Below are 20,586 nucleotides of genomic sequence, written 5' to 3'. Positions count from 1 at the left end.
CGGCTGCACCGGCGGAGAAGAAGGACGCGAAGCCCGCGGTCGGCCTCGGCCTGGCCGGCGGCGGCAAGCGCCCGGGCGGACCGAAGAAGCCCGGCGGCGCCAAGCCCGCCGCTGCACCCGCTGCGGCAGCTCCCTCTGCCCCCGCGGCCGAGGCACCGGCCGCCGAAGCACCGGCGGCACCCGCGAAGCCCGCCGTGGGCCTCGGGCTGGCCGGTGGCGCGAAGCGTCCGGGAGCGAAGAAGCCGGGCGCGCCCAAGCCCGCGGCGGCTGCTCCGGCGGCCCCTGCAGCCGACGCCGCACCCGCGGCCGAGGCACCGGCGGCTCCCGCCGCGCCCGCGAAGCCCGCAGTCGGGCTGGGTATCGCCGGCGGCGCCAAGCGCCCCGGTGCGAAAAAGCCCGGCGCGCCCAAGCCCGCGCCGGCCGCTCCGGCGGCACCGGCAGCGGAGACCCCTGCGGCACCGGCAGCGGAGACCCCTGCGGCTCCGGCGGCCGAGGCCCCCGCGGCCGAGGCTCCGGCGGAGGCGCCTGCCGCACCGTCGGCCCCCGCACAGGACCGCACCCTGACGACCGCGGGCGAGTCCAAGGCCGCCGGCTTCGGCATCGCCGCGGGCGCCAAGCGCCCCGGCGCGAAGAAGCCGGGCGCTCCGAAACCAGCGCCTGTGACGGATTCGGCCCCCGCGCCGGCTGAGACGCCGGTCACACCCGAGCCGGCGGTCGAGGCCGCAGCGGAGGCTCCCGCGGCGGCGCCGGAGCCGGCACCGTCGGCCCCGGAAACCCCCGCCGACCAGCCGAAGGCACCGTCGGGCGGCACCGACCGCACGGTGACGACGGCGGGTGAATCGAAGGCGAAGGGCTTCGGGATCGCGGCGGGCGCGAAGCGCCCCGGCGGCCGGAAGTGATCGAAGCTCCCTGAGTGGCTATCACTTCTGCGGCAGGATGTATGCGTGCCTGAGTACGTGAGTTACGAGGAGTTCGGGCGGCGGTTCTTCGAGATCGCCGTGAACGAGGAGCGTGTGGGCTCCGCGTTCGCCGACATCGCCGGCGGCGACTTCACCGTGGGCCCGATCCCGTCGGGACCCGGTGGAGTGGCCAAGGTGTGGGCGCAGGTGGAGATCGACGAGCCTCAGCTCACCCGCCAGGTGGGCGAGCTCATCACGTTCACGGTGAAGATCCCGCTGCGCATAGGCCTGCTCATCGACCTCAAAGTGGACCGGATCCGCTACGACGTGGCCGGCCTGATCACGCTGCCACTGACGGTGCGCGCCGCCGCGCCGCTGGAACTGCGCATCGAGGTCGATCCGCCCAAGCCCAAGGACGTCTGGGTCGACGTGGAGTCGCGGACCATCCGCGGCTCGATCGTGCGCGTCGTCGCCAGCGTCGACTCCGAGATCCGACGGTTCATCGCGCAGTACGTGGCCGAGGAGATCGACAAGCCCGAGGTCAAGAAAGCTCGGATCATCAACGTCTCCGAGGAACTGGGGCGCGCCTTCCACAACCTCGGCGACGACGAGGATCCGCAGGCCCCGCCCGCGGCCCCGCAGGTACCGCCTGCGGCGCCCACTGCGGAGTCCGAAGTGCTGGAACCGACCGAGATCCTGCCACCGCGCGACTAGCTCCAGAAACCGGCCGATTCGCGCCTCGGGGCGTCACATATCGATCGTCGGCGAGTATTCGGCCGGTTTCGCGACGGGTCAGCCCGCGCCCCCGTCGACGATCCGCTGGATCGCGGCGCCGTACGTCGCGATCAGCTCGTCCTGCGACGGCTGGACGAACAGCGGCGCCGCGATCAGGTACCGCAGGAGAGCCAGCCCGAACATCGTGCTGGCGACCACCCGTGCCGTCTCGATCCCGATCCCCGCGTTCGTGGTCAGCGTCGGGATCATCACCGACGACAGGAACTCGCCGAAGGTGTTCGCGGCGCCCTCATCCGCGTTGATCGCGGCGCGCAACAGGGCGCGGAAGGCGTCGGAGGTGTCGGGCCCCTCCCAGACCGTGAGCGCCGCCCGAGCCAGCCGCTCCCCCACGCCCTCGACCGGGCCCTCGAGCGCGTCGGTGAAGATCTCCTCCGGGTCGACCGGCATGCTCATCACACCCCGGAACAGGCCCTTCTTGTTGCCGTAGTAGTACGACACCAGAGCCACATCGACGCCCGCGCGGGCCGCGATGGCGCGGATCGTCGCGCGGTCGTATCCCACCTCGGCGAAGAGCTCGCGCGCCGCCTCGAGGATGTCCGCCTTCGCGGTGCTGGAACCCGCACGTCTGCCCGTCGCCATGCCGACGATCCTATCAGGATTTCAACATGTGTTGACTTCTGGGGCGCCGCGGTCGTACCGTCGTTTCATCACACGTTGAATTACCTTGGAGGCTCTCATGCGCACGTCGCACGCCAAGCTGGCCGCGGTCTTCACCGCGCTGGCGATCGCCATTCCCCTCATCGTCCTACTGTTCACCGGCCCCGCGTCGCACGGCAAACCGCACGACCTGCCGATCGGCGTCGTCGGGCCACAGGCGGCCGTCACGCAGGTCCAGGAACGCCTGAACTCGCAGCAGCCGGGCGGTTTCACCGTCCACGCCTACGGCTCCGAGGCCGCCCTCGAGCAGGCCGCGAAGGACCGCGAGGTCTACGGCGGCCTGGTACCCGGAGGCCCCGGCACCGAATCGACGGCCGTCGTCGCCAGCGGCGCCTCGCCCGCCGTCGCACCGATGCTCACCCAGATGGCCACCGCGCTCGCCCAGGGCCGGCAGGTGCGGACCGTCGAGGTCGCGCCGCTGTCGGTGGACGATCCGCGCGGTGCCGGCTTCGGCTCCATCGTGATGCCGGTCTTCCTCTCCGGCATGGTGCTGGCCCTGGCGACCGTGATGATCGGCGGCCACCCGAAGATCGTCGCCGCCGCGTTGCCGATCGGCGCCGCGATCATCGGCGGCGCCGCCGTGGGCGCCGCGATGTGGATCGGCGTGCTGCCCGGCGGATTCTGGGGGCAGTGGCTCGCGATGAGCGCGGGCATGCTCGCCATCGGTGCGACGGTCGCCGGCCTGGTCTCGTTGTTCGGCACCCGCGGCATCGCGCCCGCCGCACTGCTGTTCATGCTGATCGGGATGCCGCTGGCGGGGATCGCGATGCCGCCGGAGTTCCTGCCGCACGTCTGGGCGGTCCTCGGCCAGAGCCTGCCGATCGGTGCCACGGGCACGGCCCTGCGCAGCGCGGCCTTCTTCGCCGACGGTGGCCTCATCGGCGCGGGAGCGGGAGCGGCCTTCGCGGTACTCGGCGCGTGGATCGTCGTGGGCTACGCGCTGCTCGTGATCGGCGCGGCCAAGCACCGTGCGGAACACGACGCACCGTCGGGAAACGGCGAGGTGAGCGAAAAGGATTTGCTGCAGCCTGCGACGATATAGCCCATGAGCCGACCGCATGTGCCCCACATCCGCACCGAACTCAAGCCGCTCGAGCAGTCCGCCAAGCTGCAGAACGTGCTGTACGAGATCCGTGGACCCGTGGTGGCACAGGCGGCTCGGCTCGAGGCCCAGGGGCACCGCATCCTCAAGCTCAACATCGGCAACCCCGCGACCTTCGGCTTCGAGGCGCCGGACTCCATCGTGCGCGACATGATCCACGCGCTGCCCACCTCGCAGGGCTACAGCGAGTCGCAGGGCATCGCCTCCGCCCGACGGGCCGTGGTGACCCGCTACGAGGAGGTCCAGGACTTCCCGTACTTCGACATCGGCGACGTCTACCTCGGCAACGGCGTCTCCGAGCTGATCACGATGACGCTGCAGGCGCTGCTCAACAACGGCGACGAGGTGCTCATCCCCGCGCCCGACTACCCGCTGTGGACGGCCATGACCAGCCTGTCCGGTGGCACCCCCGTGCACTACCTGTGCGACGAGGAGAACGGCTGGAATCCCTCGGTGGAGGACATCGAGGCGAAGATCACACCGCGCACCAAGGCGATCGTGGTGATCAACCCGAACAATCCCACCGGCGCCGTCTACTCCCGCGAGACGCTGCAGCAGATCGTCGAGGTGGCGCGCAAGCACTCGCTGCTCGTGCTGGCCGACGAGATCTACGACCGCATCCTCTACGACGGTGCGCAGCACATCTCCATCGCCGAACTCGCCCCGGACCTGCTGGTATGCACGTTCAACGGCCTCTCCAAGGCCTACCGCGTCTGCGGTTACCGCGCCGGGTGGATGGTGCTCACCGGCCCGAAGGACCACGCGTCCGGCTTCATCGAGGGGCTGACCCTGCTGGCGTCGACACGCCTGTGCCCCAACGTCCCTGCGCAGCACGCGATCCAGGTGGCGCTCGGCGGCTACCAGTCGATCAACGACCTGATCCTGCCCGGCGGGCGGCTGCTGGAGCAGCGCGACGTGGCCTTCGAGAAGCTCAACGCGATCGACGGCGTCAGCTGCGTCAAGCCGAAGGGCGCCCTCTACGCCTTCCCCAAGCTGGACCCCGACGTCCACGAGATCCGCGACGACGAGCAGATGGTGCTCGACCTGCTCAACCAGGAGAAGATCCTGCTGGTCCAGGGCACCGGCTTCAACTGGCCCACGCCCGACCACCTCCGCGTTGTGACGCTCCCCTGGGCCCGTGACCTGGCCGAGGCCCTCGACCGGTTCGGCAACTTCCTGAGTTCGTACAAGCAGAAGTAGGGTGGCGGCGTGACAGCCGACCACGACGATCACGAACACGACGATCACGATGCCGCCGCGGCGCACGTGCACAGCCATTCGCTGAGCAACATCTCGCTCGGCAAGTGGGCGTCGCGCGTCGTCATCGGCCTACTGGGCCTGATCGGGGTCTTCGTCGTGGCCGGCGTCGTGCTGCTGTGGCCCTCGCAGATCCGCGTCAGCGTCCCGTCGGGTCCGCAGACGCCGACACTCGCGAAGGGCGAGGTCTCCGAACAGCTCGTCGGCGACTGCAACTTCTCCCCGTCCGGGAACGGCCAGCTCAGCGATACCGAGCCGCATCCGGTGCTCAATCCCGACGGTGGCTGCCTCAACAGCTCGGTGCGCATCACGTCGGGCCCCGACGCGGGCAAGTGGACCGTCTTCTCCATCGGCACGCAGCGGATGAACGTCTCCGCCGTGCCCGGCAAGACCTCGCCGGACGCGGCACCGTCGGGCGTCGACGTCTCGCGACCGGCCACGCCCGGCACCGGCCAGCCCGACCTCTCGCCCGGTACGAAGATCATGATGAGCTGGAACGGCGGCGGCGTGGCGGGCTCACCGTCGAACTACGCCTTCTACGACTACGCGCGCGGCGTCTCGCTGTGGGTGTGGGGCCTGGTCTTCGCGGCCGTCGTGATCGCGGTGGCGCAGTGGCGCGGCCTGCGGGCCCTGCTGGGCCTGGCTCTGTCGGGCGTGGTGATCGTCTTCTTCGCGCTGCCGTCCATCCTCGACGGGCATTCGGCCGTCTGGGTGGCTCTGGTCGCGTCCGCAGTGATCCTGTACCTGGTGCTGTACCTCGCGCACGGCGTCTCGCTGCGGACGTCGGCGGCCCTGTTGGGCACGCTGTGCTCGCTGGCGGTGTGCGCCGCGCTGGCCTGGCTCGCGACGATCACCACCCAGGTCACGGGCCTGAGCAGTGAGGACACCACGAATCTCCAGGCCTACGCGTCCACGGTCTCGACGTCCGGGGTGCTGCTCGCGGGCTTCGTCATCGGCGCACTGGGCGTGCTCAACGACGTGACGATCACCCAGTCGTCGGCGACCTTCGAGCTGGCGAAGCTGTCGCCGAAGTCCTCGCGTCGCCGCACCTTCCTCTCGGCCATGCGCGTGGGCCGCGACCACATCGCGTCAACGGTCTACACGCTGGTCTTCGCGTACGTCGGCACGGCGCTGCCGCTGCTCCTGCTGTTCTCCATCGCGGGCCGCCCGCTGGGGCAGGTGCTCACATCGGATTCCGTGGCGATCGAGCTGGTGCGCGCCTTCGTCGGCGGCATCGGCCTGGCCCTGTCCGTGCCGCTGACCACCGCGATCGCCACCCTGCTGGCGAAACCGAAGCGCGTGGCCGTGAGCCCCGAAGCCGCGAAGCGCTACACACAGAGCCATCCCGACGCCGATCCGGAGAACATCCCCGTGCGGCCCCGTCGGACCGCCAAGGCCGCGGTCGCGGCCGTGCAGGCCCCCGAGGACGCGGCGCCCGCTCCCGTGGCGCCGCCGACCGGGCAGCTCCCCGTCGCGCCGCCGACCGGGCAGTTCCCGGTCGCGCCGCGTCCGGCGACGCCCCGGCCCGCGGCGAACGCCGGCTCGGGATCCGAGGCCGGATCGGCTCGTCCGGCACCGACGCAGCCGTCCGCACCGCGACCCGGTCGCCGCCGCCTGCCGGACGAGCCGACCCCCGCGCCCCCGCGGCCGCAGCCGCGTCCGCCGGTGCTGCCCGACCCGCCCGCGCAGGATCCCGCGCCGCGGCGCGGCCGCCATTCGGCCGACTGAGCCGGGACGTCAGCTCTGGAAGTTCAGGTACGCCTTCGACGGTGTCGGGCCGCGCTGGCCCTGGTACTTCGAGCCCACCGACGAGCTGCCGTAAGGGTTCTCCGCCGGGCTGGTGAGCCGGAACAGGCACAGCTGGCCGATCTTCATGCCCGGCCACAGCGTGATCGGCAGGTTCGCGACGTTCGACAGCTCCAGCGTGATGTGGCCGGAGAAGCCGGGGTCGATGAAGCCGGCGGTCGAGTGCGTCAGCAGGCCCAGGCGGCCGAGGGAGGACTTGCCCTCCAGGCGGCCGGCCAGATCGTCGGGCAGCGAGCACACCTCGAGGGTGGAGCCGAGCACGAACTCGCCGGGGTGCAGCACGAAGGGCTCGCCCTCGGCGGGCTCGACGAGCGTGGTCAGCTCGTCCTGCCGCTGCTTGGGGTCGATGTGCGTGTACCGGGTGTTGTTGAAGACCCGGAACAGACCGTCGAGCCGCACGTCCACGCTGGACGGCTGCACCATCTGCGGGTCGAACGGATCGATCCCCAGGCGGCCGGATTCCACGTGGGCGCGGATGTCACGATCGGAGAGCAGCACGGGTTCAGCGTAAAGGCACGACGGTGGTGCGCAACCGCGCACCCCGGATCGGGGATACTGCTCTTCCGTGACCGACACTCCGCTCCGCCGCGGCCTCACCGCGCGCCACATCCGGTTCATCGCGCTCGGCTCGGCAATCGGCACCGGCCTCTTCTACGGATCCGCGGCGGCGATCCAGGCGGCGGGGCCCGCCGTGCTGCTCGCCTACGTCATCGGCGGCGTGGTGATCTACCTGGTGCTGCGCGCGCTCGGCGAGATGGCGGTGCGGCGGCCCCAGGGCTCGTTCGGCGACTACGCCTCGTCCGCGCTCGGCCCGCAGGCCGGCTTCATGACGGGCTGGATGTACGTCTTCGAGATGGTCTTCGTGTGCATCGCCGACGTCACCGCGTTCGCCGTGTACATGGGTATGTGGTTCCCGCACGTGCCGAAGTGGATCTGGGTGCTCGCGGTGATCTTCTTCATCGCCGCCCTGAACCTGATGCGGGTGCGGGTCTTCGGCGAGGTCGAGTTCTGGCTGACGATCGTCAAGATCGCCGCCATCGTCGCGATGATCGCGGGCGGCGTCGCGGTGCTGATCTTCGGCTTCGGCATGCACGACACGTCGCAGGGCGTGAGCAGCCTGTGGTCGCACGGCGGCTTCTTCGCCACGGGCCTCGGCGGCTGGCTCAGCTGCTTCGTGCTGGTCGTCTTCGCGTTCGGCGGGTCGGAGATCATCGGCCTCACCGCGGCCGAGGCGCAGGACCCCGAGCGGACCATCCCCAAGGCCATCAACACGGTGCCGGTGCGGATCGGCCTGTTCTACGTGCTGGCACTGGCGGTGATCATGGCCGTGATCCCGTGGGACCGGATCAACAGCGATTCCAGCCCGTTCGTGCAGATCTTCCAGGCACTCGGCGTCGAACCCGCGGCACACGTGCTCAACGTCGTGGTGATCACCGCCGCCCTCTCGGCGATCAACAGCGACATCTTCGGCGCCGGCCGCATGATGTTCGGCATGGCCCAGCGGGGCCAGGCGCCCGCGATCATGCGACGGACCACGGCGAACGGTGTCCCCTGGATGACGGTGGTCATCATGACCGTCGCGCTGCTCGTGGGCGTCCTGCTCAACTACCTGATCCCCGAGAACGTCTTCGTGGTGATCGCGTCCATCGCCACCTTCGCGACGGTCTTCGTGTGGCTGATGATCCTGTTCTCGCAGTACCGCCAGCGCACCGCGATGCCCGCCGATGAGGTCGCCCTGCTGCGCTTCCCCGTCCCGATGTGGCCCTTCGGACAGCTCTTCGCCATCGCCTTCCTGCTGTTCGTGACGGTGTTGATGGCCTTCGAGCACGACACCCTCGTCGCGCTGGTGGTGGGCTTCGTCTGGCTCGGCGCCCTCGCCGTCGCCTATCGCCTGTGGGTGGCCCCACGCGCGTCCGTGCCGTCCTGACCCGTCCTCGGGCCCGACGGTGCGCGTGCTAATGTTGCCGTTACGCGCGGCTCCGTCGTCCGACGGTGCCGCTGCTGCCGATGTAGTTCAATGGTAGAACTCCTGCTTCCCAAGCAGGTAGCGCGGGTTCGATTCCCGTCATCGGCTCCATACGAAATCCCCCTGCGCAGCAGGGGGATTTCGTGTTTTCACAAGGCGTTCCGCGCCGTCGGTGACTACTCGCCCGGGTGCCCGTCGAAGAACGGACGCACCTCGACCCGCCCGCCGTGCAACAGCACCGGAGCGCCCTTGGCGTGCTCGACCGCGGCGTCGAGCGATCCCGCGGCGATCTTGAGGTAACCGCGTACCACGTCTCCCTCGTCGACCAGCGGACCAGCCGTGACCCGCCCGTCGGCGTGGATCACTCGACCGTCGGTCTGCAGCGCACCGCTCGCATCGAGCAGCCAACCATCCCGCCGACCCTCGGCCCAGAGTTCCTCCCACCTGCGGTTGAACCCCTGAACCTCCTCGGTCGACAAGGTGTCGAACGTATCCCTGTGGCTCCGAAAGACCGCCAAATACTCCGCCATGCACATGCTCCTCAACTCGGGGTGGACGCGACGTCCCGCCGCAGGATCAGGCTAGGAACTGAACCATCGTTGAGGTCAAGCGGCGGATCAGCTGACTCCGACCACCGCGGCGTCAGGCATCGACCGGCTCGACCGTCTCGCTCCGCACCTTCTGGTCGGCGTACAGCAGCGCATTGGTGACGATGAGGAAGGGCAGTACCGCGACCTGCCCGACGACCCAGCCGACGTTCCCGAACAGGAGACTCTCGAGGGTCTGCGAGGCCACGTCCGCGTCGGGTCGCGAGGCGATCGACGCGATGGTGAACGGAAGCCCGACGATGGTCGAGACCACACTGACCAGGACGTACGTGCAGATCACCCGGCCGAGCAGGCGCCAGTAGCCGCGCCGCTGCAGCGCGAACGCGCTCCACAGCGCGTCGACGGGCCGCAGCTTCTCGATCACCAGCATGGGCCCGGCGATCGCGAGCGTCGGCAGTGCCGCGACCACGACGAGCGCGGCGAGCACGAACAGCGCCGTCGTCGTCTGTCGCGCGACCTCGGGACCGGAGCGCACGGCGAGCGCGATGGACGCCGCGGCCGCGAGAACGACCGGCACGACCACCACCACCGCGTCGAGGAGTCCCAGTCCGAGCGCGGCGATGAGCCGCGGCCTGGCGCGGCGCCAGGCGGCGCGCAGCGACGTCCGCTCGCCGGCGAGATAGCGGTGCGCCGCGACGGTGCCGGTGGCGGTCACCGCGACGCTGACCAGCATCCAGACCAGCGTGACCAGGATCGTCCCCGCCGGGTAGAAGCCGAGCGTCACGAGTACCTGCCGGATGTCTCGGTCCGCGGCCGGCGCCCAGCGCGGGTCGTTGATCAGCGGCAACCGGGCGAGCACACCGAGCACCGCGATGACGGAGATGAGGACCGCCACGATCCCGACGGTGGGTCCCGGGTTGGCCCGCAGGACCGCGAGGGAGGACCGGTAGATGCTGCCCAGCCCCCGCGGCGGCCCGGCGTTCAGTCCTTGTCCTCGGGGTTCTCGGACGGATTGCGGGCGTCGAGCTCCTTGGCGCGGCGGCGCTGCTGTTCGGCGCGCTCGCGGCACTGCCGGAGGAACTCGTCATCGTCGTCCGGGTACTGGGCGATGTGCCGGCCGGGGCGCTCGTATTCGGGGAAGCCCGTGGTGCGCGACGGTCCGCCGTTCGAGACGGCGCCGACGGGCCGCCCCAGCAGGAACCAGATCAACGACCCCGCCAGCGGGATCAGGATGACGATGATCAGCCACCCGCCCTTGGGCAGGTGGCGCACCCGGTACTCGTCCGAGACGATCACGTCGATGAGTGCGGCCACCCACAGCAGCATCACGATCGCACCGAAGTACGGCATCTTGAACCCCCACCCTTAGGAAAACGGATAGCCGATGCTACCGCGAACCCCCTGACCGAATCGACCTATTGTGGCAGCGTGAGTGATCTCAGCTGGCCGGCGGCCCGTCTCCTCAGTATCGGCAAGCGCTCCGGCGCCGTTCGCGGCCACCTCGAGCTGACCGAAACCCACCTGCGGTTCCGTCCGGCGGGTCTCGCCGCGAAGGTCGACGGCACGCCCTTCGCGGTCCAGCTCAAGCACGTCGCGGGCGCAGGAATCGTCGAGGACGTGGTCGGGCTGTTCAAGCGGACCCGACGGCGCCTGTGCGTCACCCTCGGCGACGGCTCGGAGCAGTTCTTCGAGGTGGGCAGGCCCGACGAGGTCGCGGAGGCAGTCCGCAGCCGCCTCGGGGCCGGCGCGTGATCGGCGTCATCGGCGGGACCGGTCTGTACCGGTTCCTGCCGGGCGGGAGCCGGCAGCGCATCGTCGACACTCCGTACGGACGGCCGAGCGCGCCGATCACCGTCGGCGAGGTCGCCGGGCGCGAGGTCGCCTTCCTCCCCCGGCACGGCCGCGGCCACGAGTTCTCGCCGCACACGGTGCCGTATCGGGCCAACCTCTGGGCACTGCGCAGCCTCGGGGTGCGGAAAGTGCTGGCGCCGTGCGCCGTCGGGAGCCTGGATCCTGCCGCGGGGCCCGGCACGATCGCGATCCCGGAACAGCTCGTCGACCGGACGAGCGGCCGGGCGTCGACCTATTTCGACGGCGGCGGCGTGCACGTGAGCTTCGCCGATCCCTACTGCCCCACGCTGCGGGCGGCCGCGGCGCCGCACGTGGACCGTGCCTCGTCGACCATGGTCGTCATCGAGGGACCGCGCTTCTCGACCCGCGCCGAGAGCCGCTGGTACGCGGCGCAGGGCTGGGATCTGGTGAACATGACCGGCCTGCCGGAGGCGGCGCTGGCCCGCGAGCTGAAGCTCTGCTACGCGTCGATCGCGCTGGTCACCGACCTGGATGCGGGCATCGAGGCCGGCACGGGTGTGCGCACCGAGGACGTGCTGGCCGAGTTCTCCCGCAACCTTCCGCGGCTGACCGACGTGCTCACGGAGACCATCGCCGCGACCGACCCCGCCGCGCCCTGCGACTGCGCCGCGGGCGACCACGATCTGCCGGCGGGACTGGACCCGGTCCGGATCTAACCCTCGGTGAGGATCTTCGCCCGCGCGGCGGCGCGTTCGTCGGCGTCGATCACGCCGCGTTCCGCAAGGTCGGCCTGCACCTGCAGATCGGTCTCCAGGCGCGGAATGCAGAATCCGCATGATCTGATTCAGATCATGCGGATTCCGATGCCGGTATCTACGCCGAGCCGAGGTAGCGCTCGGTGTCGCGCTGCAGCCACTTGACGATCAGGCCGGCGGGAAGGGCGCTCAGGCCGATCACCCGGTCACCGCCGATCGGCTCGATGAGCAGGGTCCAGGTGAAGACCGAGCCGCCGTCGGGGTGCGCCTCGACGCGGTACTTCTCCGCCATCCGCGCCAGGCCGGGAGCGGTGGCGGACTGCACGTAGAAGGCCTTCTCGCACAGCGTCTCCGACTCCTCCCAGGAGTAGAAGATCTCGTCGGCGCTGATGCCCGGGCCGAGGTGCACCCGGCGGGTCGAGCCGGCGGCGAAGGGCCGCGGGCTGGTCCACTCGATCTTCCGGATCCCCTTGCACCAGTGCAGGGGACGGTCCGAGGTCAGCTCACCCCACACCCAGTCGACGGGGCGCGCGGAGCGCACCGAGAACTCGTACACACCGGGACGCCCGGCCTGCAGTTCGGCGGAGAGGACGGGCTTGAGAGCGGGCATGTCGGGCTCCTGGGTTCTTGCGGGTCAGACGGTGTGCGCGTCCGCGACGTTCAGCGCCTCGTCGATGATCGCGAGACCCTCACGGGCCTCCTCGGCGGAGACGTTGCACGGCGGCACGACGTGGATGCGGTTGTAGTTGGCGAAGGGCAACAGGCCGCCCTTCTTCAGGGCGGCGACGGTCTCGTTCATCGCGGGGCTGCTGCCACCGTAGGGCGCGAGCGGCTCGCGGGTCTCCTTGTCGCGCACCAGCTCGATGGCGAAGAAGACGCCCTCACCGCGCACGTCGCCGACGGACGGGTGCTTGGCCTTGAACTCCTCGAGCGTGGGGCGGATGATCTCGTCGCCAATCGTCGCGGCGTTCTCGACCATGCCCTCCTCGGCCATGGCGCCTATCGTCGCGACCGCCGAGGCTGTGGCCAGCGGGTGGCCCGAGTAGGTCAGGCCGCCCGGGTAGGGCTTGTCGGCGAAGGTCGCGGCGATCTCGGCGCCGATGGCCACACCGCCGAGGGGCACGTAGCCGCTGTTGACGCCCTTGGCGAAGGTGAGCAGGTCGGGCACGACGGGGCCGGCGGCGGTGGCGCCGTGCTCGATCGCGAACCACTTGCCCGTGCGGCCGAAGCCGGACATGACCTCGTCGGCGATCATGACGATCCCGTACTTGGTGCACAGCTCGCGGACGCCGGCCATGTAACCGGGCGGCGGGACCATGATGCCGGGCGTGCCGGGGATCGCCTCGAGGATGATCGCGGCGATGGTCGCCGGGCCCTCGAGCACGATGGTGCGCTCCAGGTGCTCGAGCGCGCGCTGCGACTCCTGCTCCTCGGTCTCCGCGTAGAAGGACGACCGGTAGAGGAACGGACCGTCGAAGTGGGCGACGGACTCGCCGCCGAAGTCGCTCGCGAAGCGGCGGGTGTCGCCGGTGACGTTGATCGCCAGCTCGGTGCCGCCGTGGTAGCTGCGGTAGCGGCTGAGCACCTTGCGGCGCCCGGTGTGCACGCGGGCCATGCGGATGGCGTGCTCCACGGCATCGGCGCCGCCGTTGGTGAAGAAGACCTTGTCCAGGTCGCCCGGGGTGCGCTCGGCGATGAGCCGTGCGGCCTCGCTGCGGGACTCGTTGACGTGCTGGGGCGCGATGGTGCAGATCTTCGCGGCCTGCTCCGCGATGGCCGCGACGACCTTCGGGTGCTGGTGGCCGATGTTGGTGTTGACCATCTGCGAGCTGAAATCGAGAAGCTTGCGCCCCTCGCCGTCCCACACGTACGAGCCCTCGGAGGCGAGGATCGTCATCGGGGTGATCTGCGCCTGGGCCGACCACGAATGGAAGACATGTGCGCGGTCGAGCTCGTAGGCGCGGGCCCCGGCGGCGATCGCGTCGTCGATGGCCCGGCCGTCGGGCAGCGTGTTCGTCATAGCTGTTACTCCAAGAAATGTCTGCGGCAATGCCGGCTGGCGATATCCGCTGGTATGCGCTGCTCACCTGGTCACGTCACGGTGACTGCAACGATACCCGGCGGCCCGGCGGCTATCACGGTCCGGTGACCGCCCCGGAGCACGCTGTTCAGGCGAGCGCGTCGGCGATGTCGCGCGCCGTCGACCGCGCGAGTTCGACGTACATCGGCACGCGCTCGGGTGTCATCAGCGCCACCGGGCCGCGCAGACCGAGAGCGAATCGACAGGTCCCGTCGGGACGCAGGACCGGCAGCCCGATGGTGCGGAAGCCCACGTCCAATTCCTCGTCGTTGAAGGCGTAGCCCCGCCTCCTGGTCCGGTCCAGTTCGGCCGCGAGCTCGTCGGGGCCGGTCACCGAACGATCCGTGCCACCCTCGTACGGCAGCAGGTCGATGAGGTCTTCCGTGGTCTCGCCCCAGACGAGCAGCGCCTTGCCCAGAGCGCTGGCGTGCACGGGAAGCCGGATGCCCTGCAGCCGATCGCCGTCCGCCTCGCGCCAGCGGCTGGTAGCCACCAGGACCGCGTCCCCCGCCTGTCGGATCGCGATCGACGCGTTCGCTCCCACCGTCGTGGCGAGCAACTCGAGATGCGGCTCCGCGCGGTAGGCCCCGTACTGCCGGTGCGCCAGCTGCCCGAACTCGGTGAGCGCGCCCCCCACGCGGTACCGGCTGCCGTCCTTGTCGAGGAAGCCGGCGGCGACGAGGCTGCCCATCAGGCGGTGGGTGGTGCTCACCGCGAGGCCGCACCGGCGCGCGACCTCCGAGACGCCCAGCGCGTCGCCGTCGCGGAAGCAGCCGAGGATCTCGAACGCCCGCGCGACGGTCTGCACCCCTGAATTCTCCACGCCGCCACCCTAGCGGCCTCCCACCGCATTTTCCATAGAGCGGGAAACTTGTTCCCCTCGCGCGGGAAATCGGTGTCAAACATTCCGATCATCGGAAGGCAATGTCTACGCGCGGCGGCCGGCGCGGCCTAGATTCACCAGTCATCCATTCCCCTTCGTGAGGAGTTCGACCATGACCGCCAACCGGTTCCGCGCCGGCGCCACCGCCCTCGGCATCGCCGCCCTCGTGGCCGTCGGGACGACCGCGTGCGGCAGCTCGTCCCCGGCACCGGCCGCGGGCGACTTCGTCCTCAAGGTCACCGCCCCGCAGAACGCCGGCGCGCTCGCCGTCGGCAAGCGCGACCACGTCTTCGACGACGCGCTCAAGCCGCTGGGCGCCCGCGTCGAATGGGTGGAAGCGCCGCCCGCGTTCAGCGCCAACCTCAAGCTCTTCAACGCCGGCCAGCTCGATGTCTCGGAGGGCGCGTACAGCCCGGTGGTCGGGGCACTGTCGAAGAACGTGCCGGTCCGCATCGTCGCCGTGGCGCACAACGAGGACCGCACCCGCAGCGGCATCATCGTCCGGCCCGACTCCGGCATCCGCTCGGTCGCCGACCTGCCCGGCAGGCGCGTCGCCGTGAACGCCGCCGCCAAGGGCGACTACATCACGCTGAAGGCGCTGCAGCAGGCCAAGATCCCCGTCGACCGGGTCGAGCGGGTGGCCCTGCAGCCGTCCGACGCGACCGCGGCGTTCTCCACCGGCAAGGTGGACGCCTGGGCGTCCTTCAACGACCCGTACGAGGAGGCCAGGGCGCGCGGCGGCGTCGAGATCGCCACCGAGGAGTCCATCGACTCGCGCGATCACACGATCCTCGCCTTCCGCACCGCGGTCCTGGACGCCCGGCCGGACGTCGCCGCCGCCTTCCTCACCGCGCTTCAGGGGCTCAAGGAGCGCCAGCGCAAGGACCCGGCCGCCTTCCAGAACGTCTTCGACCAGGCGGGACCGCGCGCCGTGACCGGGGATCGACTGGCCCGCGCCATCGCGTCCGACCGGGTGGTCGGCGTGCCGCGCTACCCGACGGCCGAGGACGAGGCCGACCTGCAGTCGGTGATCGACCTGTTCGCCGACAACGCCGTGATCAGCCGCCGTGTCCCCGCCTCCGATGTGCTGTACCCGCTGCAGAGCAAGGCTGCTGCGTACAGCGCGACCGCCGGCAAGGGTCGCTGACATGGCCGTTCTCGACCTCCGGCGCCAGGCGTCGACGGTGCCCGACGCGCTGATGGTGCCCGACGTCCGCAGCAGTCGGCCGCGCTCCCGCGCCCTGTCGATCGCCCTGCGGTTCCTCGTTCCCGTGCTGCTGGTGCTCGCATGGTGGGCGGGATCCGCCTCGGGGGCGCTCCGTCCCGAGGTTCTCGCCTCTCCCGGCCAGGTCGGCTCCGCCTTCGTCGAGCTGGCGCGCACCGGGCAACTACTGGACTTCAGCGTCGCCTCCTTCCGCCGCGCCGCGGCGGGCGTCCTGCTCGGAGTGGGCGTGGGACTGACATTGGGAGTGCTGTCCGGATTGTCGGCGCTCGGCGAGGAACTCGTCGACTCGACGATGCAGATCGTCCGCGCGGTCCCCTTCCTCGCGCTGGTGCCGCTGTTCATCGCCTGGTTCGGCATCGACGATGCCTTCAAGGTCCTGCTCATCGCGGTCGCCACCGTCGCGCCGATGTACGCCTACACCTACCTCGGCGTGCGCAACATCGACCGCAAGACCGTCGAGGCGGCCCGCGAGTTCGGGCTCACCGGCCCGCGGCTGGTCGCCGAGGTGGTGATCCCCGCTGCACTCCCGGCGATCCTCATGGCGCTGCGGATCTGCCTGGCGATCAGCATCACCGGCCTCATCGCCGCCGAGCAGGTGGGCACCAAGGAGGGCATCGGCTACCTGGTGACCCTCGCGCAGGAGTACAACCGCACGGACTACATGGTCCTGTGCGTCGTGCTCTACGGTGCCCTCGGCCTGATCTTCGACGCGATCGTCCGCGTCGCGGAGCGGTACGGGACGCCGTGGCGGCGACAGGTGGCCTTCCGATGAGCGCGCCCGCCCGGTCCCACGAATCCGCCCTGCCCCCACTCGCCGAGCGCAGCCCCTCACCGGCCACGGCCGCCGACCGCCGCGCGGGCGAACCCGTGGCGGTCCGGTTGACCGGAGTGCGGAAGACCTTCGGCGACAAGACCGTCCTCGGCGGCATCGACCTCACCGTGCACCGCGGCGAGTTCGTGGTGCTGCTCGGCCCCAGCGGCACCGGCAAGACCACGCTGCTGCGCCTGCTGAGCGGGCAGCTCGCGCCCGACGAGGGCACCGTCGAGGTTCCGGCCGCCCGTACATCCGTCTATCAGGAGCCCCGGCTCATCCCCAACAAGCGTGTGCTGCGCAACGTCACCATCGGCCAGCCGCGCGGACGCGACACCGACGAGCGGGCGCTCGCCGCGCTCCGCGAGGTGAACCTCGGAGAGAAGGCCCGACAGTGGCCCGCCACCCTCTCCGGCGGCGAGGCCCAGCGCGTCGCGCTGGCCCGGGCGCTGGTGCGCGAGCCGCGACTGCTCCTCCTCGACGAACCCTTCGCCGCGCTGGACGCCCTCACGCGGCTCCAGATGCAGGACCTGGTGGGCGATCTCGTGGCGCGGCACCGCCCCGCGGTCCTCATGGTCACGCACGACGTCGACGAGGCCGTCCGCCTCGCCGATCGCGTGATCGTGCTGCACGGCGGCACGTTCGTCCTGGACGAGGACATCGACCTGGTCCGCCCGCGCGACCGGGCCGACCCCGGGGCGCTCGACTACCGAACCCGCCTGCTCTCCCACCTCGGGGTGGGACGCGGGCACACACCGACACCCCGAGGAGAGGCCACGCCATGACCAGCACGCTCACCGACACCCTCTGGTACACCCGCTGCCCCGTCCCCACCGCCAGCGGCATCGCGCACGCCCGTGGCTGGCTGGCGGATGCCGCGGTCGACGCCGGGCTCTCACTGAAGGTGCTGCAGGACAGCGCCCCGGATGTCGCCGCGCGGCACTTCGACCACGACCTCCCCGGCCTGATCCGCGAGGGCGGCAACGTCCCCGCCCTCGCCGCCCGCGCGGCGGGTTCTCCGACCCGCCTCCTGGGCCTCACCTGGATCGACGAGGCGCAGGCGATCGTCGTCCGGCCCGACTCAGCCGTCGCCGACGCGGCGGACCTCCGCGGCGCCCGCCTCGCCCTGCCGACGTGGGCGGCCGACCGGGCTCGAAGCTTCCCCCGCGCGATGGCCCTGCACGGCTTCCGGAACGCGCTGCGCCTCGCCGGGCTCGACCTCTCCGACGCCCGCCTCGTCGAGGTACCCGCGCAGGACGATCCGCGGGTCGTCGGCGCAGCCCGCGTCACCACCTGGGGCGTCGACCGGCTGCTCGCCGGCGACGTGGATGCGGTGTACGTCAAGGGCGCCCGTGCGCGCGACGTGGCTCGCGAGCACGGGCTGCGCACCGTCGTCGACCTGGATGCCACCGCGGATCGCGCGGCACGTGTGAACAACGGCACGCCGCGCCCGATCACCGTGCACCAGGCACTGCTCGACGAACGTCCCGACCTGGTCACGGAGTTCCTGGTGCGCTCGCTGCGTGCCGCGGACTGGGCCACGGAGCACCCGGGCGAGGCCCGCTCGGTGCTGCAGCGCGAGACCGGCTCCGCGGCCGAGGGTGCCGCCGCCGCGTACCCCGACCACGTGATCGCCGGCCTGCACCCGTCGCTCGCGGAGGACCGGATCGAGTTGCTCGCGCGCCAGCAGCAGTTCCTGCTCGCGCACGGATTCCTCGACGCCGACTTCGACCTCGACTCCTGGGTCGCGGCCGAGCCCCTCACCCGCGCTCAGCAGATCGTCGCCCAGCGTGCCGAGGTCGCTCGATGACCGGGATCGACTGGCGGTTGTCGGTCCGCGGCGACTCGCGGCGCGCGGGAACACCGGCTGCCCGCACCGGGTTCCGCGACCTTCTCGACACCGTCGACGCCGCCGAGCTGGCCGGGATCGACGGGATCCTGGTCCCGCACGATCCGTCCGGTGACGAGTCCTGGGTGGTGGCCGGCGCCGCCCTCCGCGCGACACGGCACGTCCGGGTGACGGCGGAGTTCTCCCCCGCCTTCGGCAGCCCCGTGTACGCCGCCAAGGTCTCGGCGACCCTGCAGCGGCTCTCCCGCGGCCGGTTCGGGTGGCGCCTGCGGGCGACGCCTGCGGCCGAGGAGTACCGCCGCGCCGCGGAGTTCCTGGAGGTCGCGCGCGGCGTGTGGAACAGCGAGCCGGTCGGCGGCAACGGCTTCGAGGGAACGGGTTTCGACTACGACGGGGAGTACTTCCACGTCGCCGACGGAGGCTTCCGCGGCATCCTGTCCGGCCTGCCCTTTCCGCGCGTGGAGATCGCGGGCGACGACGGCGCCGCCCTCGCCCTGTCCGCTCGGCTCGGCGACGTGCACGTCTTCGCCGAACGGCGGGACGCGCCGCTCGGCGACCGGCTCATCGCCCTGCGATCCGCGGCCGCCGCCACGGGGCGGACCGTGGGTGTCGCGCTGGAGATCCCGGTCATCGCCCGCGAGAGCGACGACGAGGCGTGGCAGCGCGCCGAAAGGCTCATCCGGCAGGCGGGTGCGGTACCTGACCCCGCGGACCGGCTCGACCACGCACGGTGGGCGGGTTTCCGCGCCGCGGGCTTCGACGACGAGATCGGCCTCGTCGGATCGTATTCGACGGTGGCCGCTCGCCTGCGGGAGTACGCCGCCGCGGGCGTCGACTCGGTGATCCTCACGGGCCGTCCGCACATCGAGGAGATCCACCGCGTCGGCGAACACCTGCTCCACCTCACCGACCCGTCCGCGCGCCTGCCGCGCGCGTCCCGTTCCGAGGAGGTACCGGCATGAGCGTCGACTTCTACTGGCGCATCGGCATGGAGGGCGATCACGCCTCCCTGCGCGAACCGCGCCGCTACAACCGCGGCGAGGCCCAGGGCATCGGCCCCGGCAACATCGCGCCGGCCATCCGCGGCGGCGAGCCGGACGACTACGCCTACATCGATCACGCCGCGGCCGTGGTGCGCGCGTCGGAGCGGGCGGGTTTCGTCGGCGGCCTGCTGCCGAGCTTCCCCGTCACCGAGGACCCGTGGGCCTTCGCCTCAGCGCTGGCTCCCGAGTCCGACACCTACCGCTTCATGGTCGCCTTCCAACCCGGATTCCTGCATCCGGTCCAGGCCGCCCGGATGTCGGCGACCCTGCAGCGCGCCACCGGCGGTCGCCTCGTCTACAACATCATCAGCGGAGGCGGTGGCCGCCCGCAGCTGTGGTGGGGCGACAAGGTCGATCACGACGACCGGTACGCCCGCACCAGTGAGTTCCTCGACGTGCTGCGCGGGGTGTGGCGGGGCGAGCCCTTCCACCACGACGGCCGGTTCTACCGCACCGACGGCGCCACCCTGCCGTCTCTGCTCGCGGATCAGCCCTTCCCCGAGGTCTACTTCTCCGGATCGTCGGGCGCCGCCGTGGCCGCCGCGGGGCGGCACGCCGACTACTACCTCTCCTGGCTCGAGCCGTTCGCCGACCTGCGCGCCAAGTTCGACGGGGTGCGCGCGCACTCGGAGAAGCTGGGCCGCACACCGAAGTTCGCGGTGCGGATCGACGTTGTGGCCCGGCACACCGAGGAGGCCGCATGGGCCGAGATCGAGAAGGGGTGGGCCTTCGTCGATCGCGGCGCCGCCGATCGTGCGGCCCAGGGCGACTCCGTCGGCGCCGCCCGCATCGCGGGCTGGGTGCCCACCACGATCACGGGGTATCGCGATCTGGAGGTGCAACCGAACGTCTGGTGCGGCTTCAGCCTGATCCGCGGCGGCCCGGCGTTCGGGCTCGTCGGCAGCTACGAGCAGGTCGCCGAACGGCTCGACGAGCTGCGCGCGCTGGGCGTCGACGCCTTCATCCTGGCCGGCAACCCGCACCTCGAGGAGGCCTACCGGGTCGGTGAAGAGGTGCTCCCCCTGCTGCGGAACAGCGTTCCCACCGATCTGCGCGCGACCGCCCTGCGCGCCGGATGACCACCACCGAAAGGACCGT

Annotated in this window: 21 protein-coding genes, 1 tRNA gene and 1 pseudogene; 15 read left to right on the top strand and 8 right to left on the bottom strand. The window is 71.1% G+C overall.

Features of this window, described 5'->3' with window-relative positions; all coding sequences use genetic code 11:
* Positions 1–899: pseudogene (locus tag FK268_RS22450) on the top strand (Fe-S oxidoreductase); the annotation flags it as partial.
* Between the two features lie 45 nt (positions 900–944).
* Positions 945–1,613, top strand: coding sequence for a hypothetical protein (locus tag FK268_RS22445; protein WP_231707228.1), 669 nt, complete (start codon positions 945–947; stop codon positions 1,611–1,613).
* 78 nt (positions 1,614–1,691) lie between these two features.
* Here the strand turns inward: FK268_RS22445 and FK268_RS22440 are convergent, their stop codons facing one another.
* Positions 1,692–2,273 carry a TetR/AcrR family transcriptional regulator gene (locus FK268_RS22440; RefSeq protein WP_146437674.1) on the bottom strand — a complete coding sequence of 194 codons (582 nt, stop codon included), beginning with the start codon at positions 2,271–2,273 and terminating at the stop codon, positions 1,692–1,694.
* A gap of 97 nt (positions 2,274–2,370) precedes the next feature.
* On the opposite strand from FK268_RS22440, the gene FK268_RS22435 reads away from it, so the two are divergent.
* Genes FK268_RS22435 through FK268_RS22425 form a run of 3 tightly spaced genes read left to right on the top strand, consistent with a single transcriptional unit; the run spans position 2,371 to position 6,438 of the window.
* Positions 2,371–3,393, top strand: a complete 1,023-nt coding sequence (locus FK268_RS22435) for an ABC transporter permease (RefSeq protein WP_146437673.1) — start codon at positions 2,371–2,373, stop codon at positions 3,391–3,393.
* A gap of 3 nt (positions 3,394–3,396) precedes the next feature.
* Positions 3,397–4,653, top strand: coding sequence for a pyridoxal phosphate-dependent aminotransferase (locus FK268_RS22430; protein ID WP_146437672.1), 1,257 nt, complete (start codon positions 3,397–3,399; stop codon positions 4,651–4,653).
* Positions 4,654–4,662: 9 nt separating this feature from the next.
* Positions 4,663–6,438, top strand: a complete 1,776-nt coding sequence (locus FK268_RS22425; RefSeq protein WP_231707227.1) for a YibE/F family protein — start codon at positions 4,663–4,665, stop codon at positions 6,436–6,438.
* 9 nt (positions 6,439–6,447) lie between these two features.
* Here the strand turns inward: FK268_RS22425 and dcd are convergent, their stop codons facing one another.
* Positions 6,448–7,014, bottom strand: coding sequence for a dCTP deaminase (gene dcd, locus FK268_RS22420; RefSeq protein WP_146437671.1), 567 nt, complete (start codon positions 7,012–7,014; stop codon positions 6,448–6,450).
* A gap of 67 nt (positions 7,015–7,081) precedes the next feature.
* Between dcd and FK268_RS22415 the strand changes: the two genes are divergently transcribed.
* Positions 7,082–8,443 (top strand): amino acid permease, encoded by a 1,362-nt coding sequence (locus FK268_RS22415; RefSeq protein WP_146437670.1) that lies wholly within the window; start codon positions 7,082–7,084, stop codon positions 8,441–8,443.
* A gap of 76 nt (positions 8,444–8,519) precedes the next feature.
* Positions 8,520–8,593: transfer RNA gene (locus tag FK268_RS22410), tRNA-Gly, on the top strand.
* Between the two features lie 65 nt (positions 8,594–8,658).
* Here FK268_RS22410 and FK268_RS22405 read toward each other — a convergent pair.
* From FK268_RS22405 to FK268_RS22395, 3 genes are all read right to left on the bottom strand, one after another.
* Entirely contained in the window at positions 8,659–8,961 is a 303-nt protein-coding gene (locus tag FK268_RS22405) for a YciI family protein (protein ID WP_146437669.1), read from the bottom strand.
* 163 nt (positions 8,962–9,124) lie between these two features.
* Positions 9,125–9,925, bottom strand: a complete 801-nt coding sequence (locus tag FK268_RS22400; RefSeq protein ID WP_146437668.1) for a hypothetical protein — start codon at positions 9,923–9,925, stop codon at positions 9,125–9,127.
* 86 nt (positions 9,926–10,011) lie between these two features.
* Positions 10,012–10,380: a PLD nuclease N-terminal domain-containing protein gene (locus tag FK268_RS22395; protein ID WP_146437667.1), complete on the bottom strand. Its 369-nt coding sequence runs from the start codon at positions 10,378–10,380 to the stop codon at positions 10,012–10,014.
* A 78-nt stretch (positions 10,381–10,458) separates the two neighbouring features.
* On the opposite strand from FK268_RS22395, the gene FK268_RS22390 reads away from it, so the two are divergent.
* Together FK268_RS22390 and FK268_RS22385 are read left to right on the top strand one after the other, a co-directional pair.
* Entirely contained in the window at positions 10,459–10,782 is a 324-nt protein-coding gene (locus FK268_RS22390; RefSeq protein ID WP_146437666.1) for a hypothetical protein, read from the top strand.
* Positions 10,779–11,558 carry an S-methyl-5'-thioadenosine phosphorylase gene (locus FK268_RS22385; protein WP_146437665.1) on the top strand — a complete coding sequence of 260 codons (780 nt, stop codon included), beginning with the start codon at positions 10,779–10,781 and terminating at the stop codon, positions 11,556–11,558. The genes FK268_RS22390 and FK268_RS22385 overlap by 4 nt, the downstream gene beginning before the upstream one ends.
* Before the next feature lie 157 nt (positions 11,559–11,715).
* Here FK268_RS22385 and FK268_RS22380 read toward each other — a convergent pair whose 3' ends face one another.
* From FK268_RS22380 to FK268_RS22370, 3 genes are all read right to left on the bottom strand, one after another.
* Complete coding sequence (locus FK268_RS22380) at positions 11,716–12,207, bottom strand: SRPBCC family protein (protein ID WP_146437664.1); 492 nt, start codon at positions 12,205–12,207, stop codon at positions 11,716–11,718.
* Positions 12,208–12,231: 24 nt separating this feature from the next.
* Positions 12,232–13,617 (bottom strand): aspartate aminotransferase family protein, encoded by a 1,386-nt coding sequence (locus tag FK268_RS22375; RefSeq protein WP_146437663.1) that lies wholly within the window; start codon positions 13,615–13,617, stop codon positions 12,232–12,234.
* Positions 13,618–13,765: 148 nt separating this feature from the next.
* On the bottom strand, positions 13,766–14,500 hold the full coding sequence (locus tag FK268_RS22370) for an IclR family transcriptional regulator (RefSeq protein ID WP_146437662.1): 735 nt from the start codon (positions 14,498–14,500) through the stop codon (positions 13,766–13,768).
* A 172-nt stretch (positions 14,501–14,672) separates the two neighbouring features.
* Between FK268_RS22370 and FK268_RS22365 the strand changes: the two genes are divergently transcribed.
* Genes FK268_RS22365 through FK268_RS22340 form a run of 6 tightly spaced genes read left to right on the top strand, consistent with a single transcriptional unit; the run spans position 14,673 to position 20,567 of the window.
* Entirely contained in the window at positions 14,673–15,707 is a 1,035-nt protein-coding gene (locus FK268_RS22365; RefSeq protein WP_146437661.1) for an NrtA/SsuA/CpmA family ABC transporter substrate-binding protein, read from the top strand.
* A gap of 52 nt (positions 15,708–15,759) precedes the next feature.
* Positions 15,760–16,557 (top strand): ABC transporter permease, encoded by a 798-nt coding sequence (locus tag FK268_RS22360; protein ID WP_231707229.1) that lies wholly within the window; start codon positions 15,760–15,762, stop codon positions 16,555–16,557.
* Positions 16,554–17,381, top strand: coding sequence for an ABC transporter ATP-binding protein (locus tag FK268_RS22355; RefSeq protein WP_146437659.1), 828 nt, complete (start codon positions 16,554–16,556; stop codon positions 17,379–17,381). The genes FK268_RS22360 and FK268_RS22355 overlap by 4 nt, the downstream gene beginning before the upstream one ends.
* Positions 17,378–18,406, top strand: coding sequence for an ABC transporter substrate-binding protein (locus tag FK268_RS22350; RefSeq protein ID WP_146437658.1), 1,029 nt, complete (start codon positions 17,378–17,380; stop codon positions 18,404–18,406). Before FK268_RS22355 ends, FK268_RS22350 begins: the two co-directional genes overlap by 4 nt.
* Complete coding sequence (locus FK268_RS22345; protein ID WP_146437657.1) at positions 18,403–19,407, top strand: LLM class flavin-dependent oxidoreductase; 1,005 nt, start codon at positions 18,403–18,405, stop codon at positions 19,405–19,407. The genes FK268_RS22350 and FK268_RS22345 overlap by 4 nt, the downstream gene beginning before the upstream one ends.
* A complete protein-coding gene (locus FK268_RS22340) occupies positions 19,404–20,567 on the top strand; it encodes an LLM class flavin-dependent oxidoreductase (protein WP_146437656.1) in 1,164 nt (387 codons plus the stop codon). The genes FK268_RS22345 and FK268_RS22340 overlap by 4 nt, the downstream gene beginning before the upstream one ends.
* Positions 20,568–20,586 lie beyond the last annotated feature (19 nt).

The organism is Tsukamurella sputi, from assembly GCF_007858445.1.
Lineage (GTDB): Bacteria > Actinomycetota > Actinomycetes > Mycobacteriales > Mycobacteriaceae > Tsukamurella > Tsukamurella sputi.
This window is presented reverse-complemented; position numbering and strand designations above follow the sequence as displayed.